An 8,453-nucleotide genomic window follows, 5' to 3' on the forward strand; every position below is an offset into this window, starting at 1 on the left:
AGTTTTCTTCTTGTTTTGCGATAGTATAGTTATAGATAAATCTCGCAGTTCCTATAGATTGCCATAATTTTTGTTCTTGCTCTTTAGTTGGATAAAGTCTAACTTTTTTCGCTAGAATCATCTTCCATTAATTCCTTAATCATTTTTTAGCCTTATTTGCTCTTTTTCCTATTTTATCTACAAATTCTCCTATTGAGTAATATTTCATTTTCTCACCTCAATAGTATTATACCGCAATCTATAAATTATCTATAGAATTTTATATTAAATATTAGCTTTCCAGCTCCCATATTTATAGAGTCTTCTAACTTTATAGTTCCACCCTCTCCAGCAAAAGTCAGATGCTTTGTATAGTTGAGTTCATCATTTGTAGCCTTTGATAAATCTAAATCAGATTTTAACCCATTATATGTCCAGCTACTATCCCCTTGAGTTATAGTTCCAGTTCCCGTATTACTTCCCTCTTCTGTTTTTGCTGCTCCCCAGACTATCTCACCTTCAGCTTTCAGATCCTTTACTTCTGGAAGATAATCCTCTTGCATAACCTGCTCCATAAACTCTCTATCTACTGGAATATATATGCTTACAGTTGCAGATATTGCCATTCCAGAATATATTGTAGCCCACTTCCAACTCTAGCAAACATTGAGTATTTATTTTTCCAATCTTGTACTAAAGTATCATCTTGTTTATACTTTGTCGGTGCTACATCTGTAACTACTTTATTTAATCTAGGGGTATGATAATCTCTATTAGACTTCTCATTTCTATCTATTAATTTATACGTATGTCCTGTATCATACCCATATTTAACTGTAGTATATCCTCTATTATGCTTTACTCCAGCCACATAATTAGGATCTACTAAAGTCCCTACTGCACTAGAGTCAGTTGAAGAGAAATCTAATATAGGAACTTCTATGATTTTAAAACTTCCATCTTTTCTCGTTACCTTTACATTTACTGCTCCAACCTTAAATTGTCCCTTATTCATTGCAAAATCTTTGTACAGTTGATAATCTATCAAATCTGATACAGTTCCACAATAGACTAATTTTATAGTGAAAATATATGTTAGTAAACTCTTTAATCTCCTCATACCACTCTCCCTAATTATTTAATACACGCAAAAAAGGAGCTGGTTTTACAGTTCCTTTTTTGTTTTTATTCATTAGAATCTATATCCTATTCCTGCTCCTACTACCCACTCTTTTTCCTTAGAAGAAGTGATGTAGCTTCCTTCTACATTATATAGTACTCCGCTCTCTTTTTCATATTGAGCTCCTACTTTGAATTTTACATTTGTTTTATCTTGCTCTGGAGTTTTGATATCAAATTTAGTATTATCGCTTATTAAATTTGCTCTCATAGTCTCTTTATCTGCTCCAGTAATTAAATATGTTAGGCTAGTTCCAACTTTTAAGTTTACTTTTCCATTTTGTACATTTATAGTTTTTACTAAATCTGCTCCTATTTCTGTACCTATATTTGTAAAGTTTTTACTATTAGCTTTTAAACTAGCTTCCTTATTACTTTCAGTTACTCCATCTTGCATAATATGAGTAATATTTAACTTTGCATTAGGTTGTAATGTCAATGTTTCTGATAATTTATACTCATATTTTCCACCTACAAATCCTGTTATTGTATCATCATTATATTTCTCTGAATAAGTAAGTGTTTTATTTGAGTTTCCTGCAACTCTATCACTTTCATAACTGTTATATTGATATGCTAATCCTCCTATTATTTGTAAATTATCTGAATAGTTATGTTTTACATATCCACCTAGATACATTCCTTTTCCATCTAGAGAACTCTTTGCTATATCACTATCACTTTTATTTGCTCCTACTACAAATCCTAGTGCTGTATTATCTGTATATCCATATTCTGCTTGAACATAAGCTCCATAGATATCAGTATTTATGTTTGAAGTAGTATTATTAACTCCTGAATAGTAATCTTGAATCTCTTTTCCACTTCCTAATAATGAACCATAAGCTAACCATTGGTTTTTATCAGCTTTTAAATCAAAGTTCATAACTGCATTATTAATCATTTCAGCTGTCTTTCTTGAAACTATACTAGAATATGCATATGGTGAACTATACATCATATCTTTTGTTACATCAGTTAATAGTTGTGCTTGTGCTTCCTTATCTGTTATATCTCCAAATAATCCCTCTCCATTATCAGAAGAAATTATACCATTAACTAAATCATTTCCTTCTCCTGATATCAAGTTTTTATTTGCTTCTACACTATAAGTTCCATCAGCATTCTCTTTTATGATATGAGCTATCGTATTAGTATCAACTTTTGATACATTTTCTATTCCTGTTATTCCATCAAGAGAAATTGTAGTATTAGAATCCGCTTTCATTGTATCAATTATTAATTTTGAATTTTCTCCTGCTTCTAAATTTGCTCCTGAAAGAACTGTTTTTGCTGTTCCATTTTCAATGTTAATTCCAGCTATAAGCGTATTAGAACCTAAATTAATATTTGTTCCCTCTGCCAATTTTGAAGATGACTCTAGTTTTGTAGCCCCTTCTATATTAATATTTGAGAAAGCTGAAAAATCTCCGCTTAAAGTTAAATAATCTTTAACTGTAGTTGAACGAACTGATATTTTTCCAACATTAAGTGTATTTCTAACTGTTCCACCCTCTGCTACAGAAATTTTTGTATTTGATAAATCTAAGTCAGCTCTTACATTTAATACATTATCTCCAGCTCCAAAATCAATCTTACTTATATTTCCACCATTATAAGTTAACATATCATTTCCAGAACCAAATTTAACATTTGTAATTTTTCCACTATTTAGTGTAACCAAGCTATTTCCAGCACTTGATAAATCTATAGTTCCCACTGTGGCTCCATCATTTACTGTAATATTATTGTCTATACTACTATCTACATCTAGCGACATTAAGCTAATTGCTGATGTACTATCTTTTGATAAACTAATAGTTCCTACATTTGAACCTTGATTTAACTCTATTGTATTTTTTCCACTTCCTGTAATAGAGTTTACTCCTACGTTTTTAAGAGTTAAAGTATCGTTTCCTGCTCCTAATTCTATCTTACCATCATTAGAGTTATTTCCAATAATATTTACATGAGTTAAGCTTATGTTACTATCATTATCATTTCCTTTGATATTTTTTATTGTTGAAGCAACTCCTCCAGCATAGTAAGCATTAACATTTAAATTTACATTTGAGCTTTCTCCAAAGTTAATATCTCCACCTATGTTCACTCCATCAGTAAGATTTACAGTTCCACCAGTAGTTGCTAAAGTTAAACTATCAGAAGTAGCTATATTTTGGAATGTAATAGTTCCACTATTTCCAGTAATTTTAAACTCTTTACTTATATCACTATTATCTCCTGTAAGTAAAGTATTTTGATATGTTTTTCCATCTAATGTAAAATCATATTGAGTTATACCACCAGTACTAATATAGTTAACTAAAGCCTCTTTACTCCAAGTATTTAAAGCACCAGTAATAGCCTCTGAACCTGTTTGTCCATATTTAGATAGCATATTATTGTATGTAGTCTCTAGGAAGTTGTTGTTATTTCCATATGGATTCATCTCATCCCATGATTTTACAACAAATGCTCCATTACTATATTTTAAGAATGATGGCATACTTAGACTTCCACCTGTTATAGTTATATTATTATTTACATTTCCTAGTGCTATAGATTTTCCAGAAGTTAAACCAGCATTTTCTAATCCTTCAAAATTTAAATTAACATTTCCATTAATAGTATATTTATATCCATCAACAAATGGATTAGCTCCACTATATACTAACTTTCCATTTTCATATTTTAATGAACCTAAACTTAATGCTCCACTTGTTACTTGAAAATTGACTCCACTCTCTTTTCCATTATAATCAACACTTGTTACCTTACTATTTTGTTCAAAAGTTGTAAAAGAATCAACTTTTACAGTTGGAGTAAATGTTCCTAATGGTTTAAATGCATATTGTCCAGTTATATTTTTTTGCATAGTAACACTATCATTATAGTTTATAGCAAATATTGTTTTATTATTTAAAGTTGTTCCATTAAAAACTAAGTTATCTTTATAGTTAGAAGTATTATTATTCAAGGGTATAGCATAAGTTATTCCTGAAGCATTTAATAAGTCAACAAGATTTTTAGTTTCAGTTTCTCCAGAAATATTAGTTAAAAGTTCTAGTGATGTAGCTTTTCCATTTAAATTTTCTTTATTTAAAGTAACTGAATTTGTTCCTTTTAAATTATTTACTTGAATATTCCAATTTCCACCACTAGTATCTAATTTTCCATTAAATTCAATCTTATTATTACTATTATCTAATACTAAAATATTTTTTACACTCGAATCTTTTCCACCTACTAATGTTAAAGTTTCACCAATATCAGTAGATGTTTTAATAGTATTTTTTCCACTTCCTCCATTAACAAACTCTCCACCTTTTATGGTAGTAAACTTTCCGTTAATATTAGAAATATCCAAAGTATTACTTCCATCTCCCAATTGTAAAGTTTCTATATTAGTTACTCCTGAGAAATCAGAAACTGCTCCCGTATATCCCTTTGTTAATTTTAAAGTATCTGTTCCTGCTCCTCCATCAATAGTGTAGTTAGCTCCATTTACTATAAAAGTATCTGCTCCTGCTCCACCTTCAAATTTTCCAGCAAAAGAAATTTGTGTGGTGTCTATAGTATTTCCATTATCATGAAATTTCAAAGTATCTACCCCAGAACCTTTTAATATAGTATTTAAATTAGTGTAATTTATATTAGTATCTACTTGATATCCTAATTTTATAGTATCATTATCAGTTGTTCCAGAAACATTCCCATTAATTTTGTTGTTAATATCTATTAAAATTAAAGTTCCACCATTGATTGCTATATTTCCATTAACAGTAGTCGATCCTAATCCTAACTCTGCTCCAGATTCGATATTTATAGCATTACCTAAACTATTTACAACTGAACCTGATAAATTATTCCCTTTCCCTGATACTGATATTGTTGTATCTATTCCATTTAAAATATAGTTAGTGAATGAATTACTTCCTGACGTTCCATTCATTGTAATAGCTTGAGCTTTTCCACTTGAATCTACAGCATTCTTTACTGTATAATTTCCATTATCTAAAACAATCTTTTGCTCAACTGTAGAAGCATTTAAAATTTTTCCATCTTTATCTAAAATAATACCTTGATTGTTTAATTTTTCATTTGAAATTCCAGTAGTAAACTCTACTCCTTTTTCTCCACCTTTAATTATCCCATAGTTATTAACAGTGGCATTTTTGGAATAAACAACAATTGCATTTCCTTCATTTGAAACAATACCATTATTAGTAAAAGTTGCATTAGTTCCATCTAATTTACTATAGTCTCTACCAATAGTAACTCCATCTATAAATCCATTATTCTCTACAGTTATATCTTTAGCATTTGAACTTATCTCTAGCGATTGAGTGTTATTTCCCGCCTCTAATCTACCATTTATAATCAATTTATTTTGATCAATTGTATAAAGATATTTACTTCCACCCCATCTATAAGAATTATCCCCATTTTCACCTACATGAAGTATATATTCTTTCTCATTTTTATCAATTACAGTAGCAGCATATATTCCAGTACAACTTAATAAGAACATCACTATTGTTGCAACAGTAATGTTTATCCCTCTCTTTTTATTATTTCTTTTTATAAATCTTTCTAACAAATTATTCATTCCTTCTAACTCCTCCTAAACTTATTTTTTAAAAAAGATTAATAAAAATTATATATGTAAAGTTTTTTATAAAATATTCTTAAGTTTTTCATACGATTGTTATTCGAATATTATACAAATTTTATGTGGCGTTTTAGTGTCGAAAGTGATTTTTTGCGGTAAAAAAACTAGAGGTTCGTCACCTCTAGTTCCAAAAATTTTCTTATCATTATATAGTGCTATTTCTTTATCTTCGACAAAGCATCCTCTACAGCCATAATAAACCCTTCTGAACTATAAGTTGCTCCGGCTATTGTATCTAGTTTTGAAATATCTTGTGTTGCTTTTAATTGTGTTATAAGTTGCCCTATTGCTGGATCTGCAATGGCTTGTGTATCATTATGTGCATATTTTACATCTGAAATTCTAACTTCACCATTGGAATTCTTTTTAGTAAGTATTGTTACAGTAATCTCATCATTAAATCCATCTCCCACTCCTGTATACTCCTTAGGAGCATTAGCCTTTTCTATAAATATACAAGCTAATCCTACAATGATAAAAGCTACTACACATATCTTTCTAATTTTTTCTATCTTCACTTTCTTTCCTCCCTAATATCTTTTTTGTAATATACTCTCTTAAATTATACCATAATTTTAAAAGAAATAAAATGCTTAACTACTATTTTCCCTTTAATTCTTGATCTAAATAGTATTCTATCTTCTTAATGTCCAAATATGTGTCTATATCTACAGAGTATTTTTCATTCATTATATAGGCAAGTCTACCATCATTTAAACTTGTCTCTAATCCAAAGTTTTCATTTAACTCCTGTATATAGATAGCCCCATTTACCCTATAGAATTTTGGGAAATCCTGTCTTCTCATAGTACTATTTAGTGATAATAGATTTTTTACTGTTCCATCTTCATTGATAGTTCTCATAAGTACAGGGTTCTCATCAACCTCTGTCACACTTACAAGACTTTTCTCATCACTTTCAAAAAGTTTCTCTATTGCCTCATCTATATGCCAACCTTTTCTAAGAGGTACAGTATTTTGAAGTAGTACAAGGTAATCATACTCCTCTCCGTGCTCTTTTAACCAATTTATAGCATGTACCACAGCATCTATTGTTTTAGATGTATCTTGAGCTAACTCCTCTGGTCTCATAAATGGAACGTCTCCTCCAAATCTCTCAGCTACCTCTTTTATCTCCAAGTCATCTGTAGATATAACAGTTCTGTCTAGGTATTTAGATGATTTTGCACACTCTATAGAGTATTGTATCAATGGTTTTCCATATATCTCTATAATATTTTTAGATGGAATACCCTTACTTCCACCTCTAGCTGGTATTATTCCCAATATTTTCTTTCCTTTATACATTTTTCATCTCCCTCCTACTTCTATATTTTTTCAAAAGCTCTTTAAAAAGATAAAAGCTATTAAATGATTTTAATTGGATAAATGCTTGCTCTCTATACTCAGGTATAAAGAAATCTATTAAAAACAGAGCTGTAAACTGTGTTACCAGTGTTGCTATTGCAGCCCCATCTATTCCCAATCTTGGAATTAAAAAGATATTCAGTATAATATTTAAAATCAAGCTAATCAAAGTCTTGTAAAAACTTTTCTCAGTTATATTTTTTAGTGTCATATGTCCAGTTTGAAGTGAACCATTTGCCTTTAAAAAAATTGATACTGCTAAAATAGTATAAACTCCTATAGCTGGACTATATTCCTGTGCATATACATATTTAAAGCTCAGTTTTACTACTATTATTGAGATTATAGTTATTATAAGGTAAAATTGTGTCACTAGAGTATTAGAAAAAAGATAAAATTGGTAATACTCTTTGTAATTCTTCCTATATAGATCCATCATCTTAGGGAATAGTGAATTTTGAATAGGACCTAGAAGGATAGCCAAAATTGTAGAAAGCTGTACTCCTATGGTATATATCCCTACATCACTCTCTCCCATATAGTATTTTATCATAAGTCTATCTACCTGTGTATATACCAAAAATGATATATAGGTTACCCATAAAAATTTCCCCTCATCTATTATCTTGATAAGTAAGCTTCTATCTACTTTTTTCTCCAAAGTTGTAATTTTAGATAGATAGGCTCTCCTATATTGAAATTTCAAAATTCCCATTCTTATGAGACTTCCTATACATCTGATAGCTGGTACAACTATTATTCCCATATTGAGTAACATACAGATATATTGTAGTGAGTATGAGATTACCTTCACTATATTATTAGATATCACTATTCTTTTAGACTCCAGCTTAAACTCAAAAAAGTTCTCTATCCCATAGGTTGCTGTAGTAAGTATATTATCTAGACAGATTAGTAATAGCATATAGAAGAGAAGATTATCCATACCAACTGTTAGCTTCAATATTATTGGTATAAATATTATTATCCCCGCCATAGTATTACGAAAAAAATTAACATTGAATACTACATTATTAAAATTATTCTCTGTATAGTGTTTCTTTATTACTCTACTATTTAACAATTCAAAAAATATAGCTGAAAAAGCTACTAGAGAGACTGCATAGTTATATTTTCCATATAGCTCTGCCCCATAATAGTTTGCTATCTTTATCCCTACTGCAAATTGTAGAACTAATATAAAGAGTTGATCAAACATTAGCCAAGCTATATTTTTAGTTATCTTTTTTCCACT

At 29.7% G+C, this 8,453-nt stretch carries 7 protein-coding genes; all 7 read right to left on the reverse strand.

Annotated elements, in window-relative coordinates:
- On the reverse strand, nt 1-121 hold a 121-nt coding region (locus IAA47_00300), incomplete at its 3' end, for a helix-turn-helix domain-containing protein (GenBank protein ID MBU3841435.1).
- A gap of 124 nt (nt 122-245) precedes the next feature.
- Nucleotides 246-605 (reverse strand): hypothetical protein, encoded by a 360-nt coding sequence (locus IAA47_00305; protein ID MBU3841436.1) that lies wholly within the window; start codon nt 603-605, stop codon nt 246-248.
- A complete protein-coding gene (locus IAA47_00310; protein ID MBU3841437.1) occupies nt 584-1,099 on the reverse strand; it encodes a hypothetical protein in 516 nt (171 codons plus the stop codon). The genes IAA47_00305 and IAA47_00310 overlap by 22 nt, the downstream gene beginning before the upstream one ends.
- Nucleotides 1,100-1,171: 72 nt before the next feature.
- Nucleotides 1,172-5,767 (reverse strand): autotransporter domain-containing protein, encoded by a 4,596-nt coding sequence (locus IAA47_00315; protein ID MBU3841438.1) that lies wholly within the window; start codon nt 5,765-5,767, stop codon nt 1,172-1,174.
- A gap of 218 nt (nt 5,768-5,985) precedes the next feature.
- A complete protein-coding gene (locus IAA47_00320) occupies nt 5,986-6,348 on the reverse strand; it encodes an FMN-binding protein (protein ID MBU3841439.1) in 363 nt (120 codons plus the stop codon).
- Between the two features lie 82 nt (nt 6,349-6,430).
- Nucleotides 6,431-7,138, reverse strand: coding sequence for an acylneuraminate cytidylyltransferase family protein (locus IAA47_00325; GenBank protein ID MBU3841440.1), 708 nt, complete (start codon nt 7,136-7,138; stop codon nt 6,431-6,433).
- The gene (locus IAA47_00330) at nt 7,131-8,417 is read right to left on the reverse strand and encodes an oligosaccharide flippase family protein (protein MBU3841441.1); all 1,287 of its coding nucleotides are present in this window, start codon (nt 8,415-8,417) and stop codon (nt 7,131-7,133) included. Before IAA47_00330 ends, IAA47_00325 begins: the two co-directional genes overlap by 8 nt.
- Nucleotides 8,418-8,453 lie beyond the last annotated feature (36 nt).

Origin of the sequence: Candidatus Fusobacterium pullicola (assembly GCA_018883725.1) — a bacterium.
GTDB lineage: Bacteria > Fusobacteriota > Fusobacteriia > Fusobacteriales > Fusobacteriaceae > Fusobacterium_A > Fusobacterium_A pullicola.

Excerpts from the sequence above, each read along its gene's own strand:
- IAA47_00315 (MBU3841438.1), bottom strand. The coding sequence starts at position 5,767 with ATGAATAATTTGTTAGAAAGATTTATAAAAAGAAATAATAAAAAGAGA.
- IAA47_00310 (MBU3841437.1), bottom strand. The coding sequence starts at position 1,099 with ATGAGGAGATTAAAGAGTTTACTAACATATATTTTCACTATAAAATTA.
- IAA47_00330 (MBU3841441.1), bottom strand. The coding sequence starts at position 8,417 with ATGTTTGATCAACTCTTTATATTAGTTCTACAATTTGCAGTAGGGATA.
- IAA47_00325 (MBU3841440.1), bottom strand. The coding sequence starts at position 7,138 with ATGTATAAAGGAAAGAAAATATTGGGAATAATACCAGCTAGAGGTGGA.
- IAA47_00305 (MBU3841436.1), bottom strand. The coding sequence starts at position 605 with ATGGCAATATCTGCAACTGTAAGCATATATATTCCAGTAGATAGAGAG.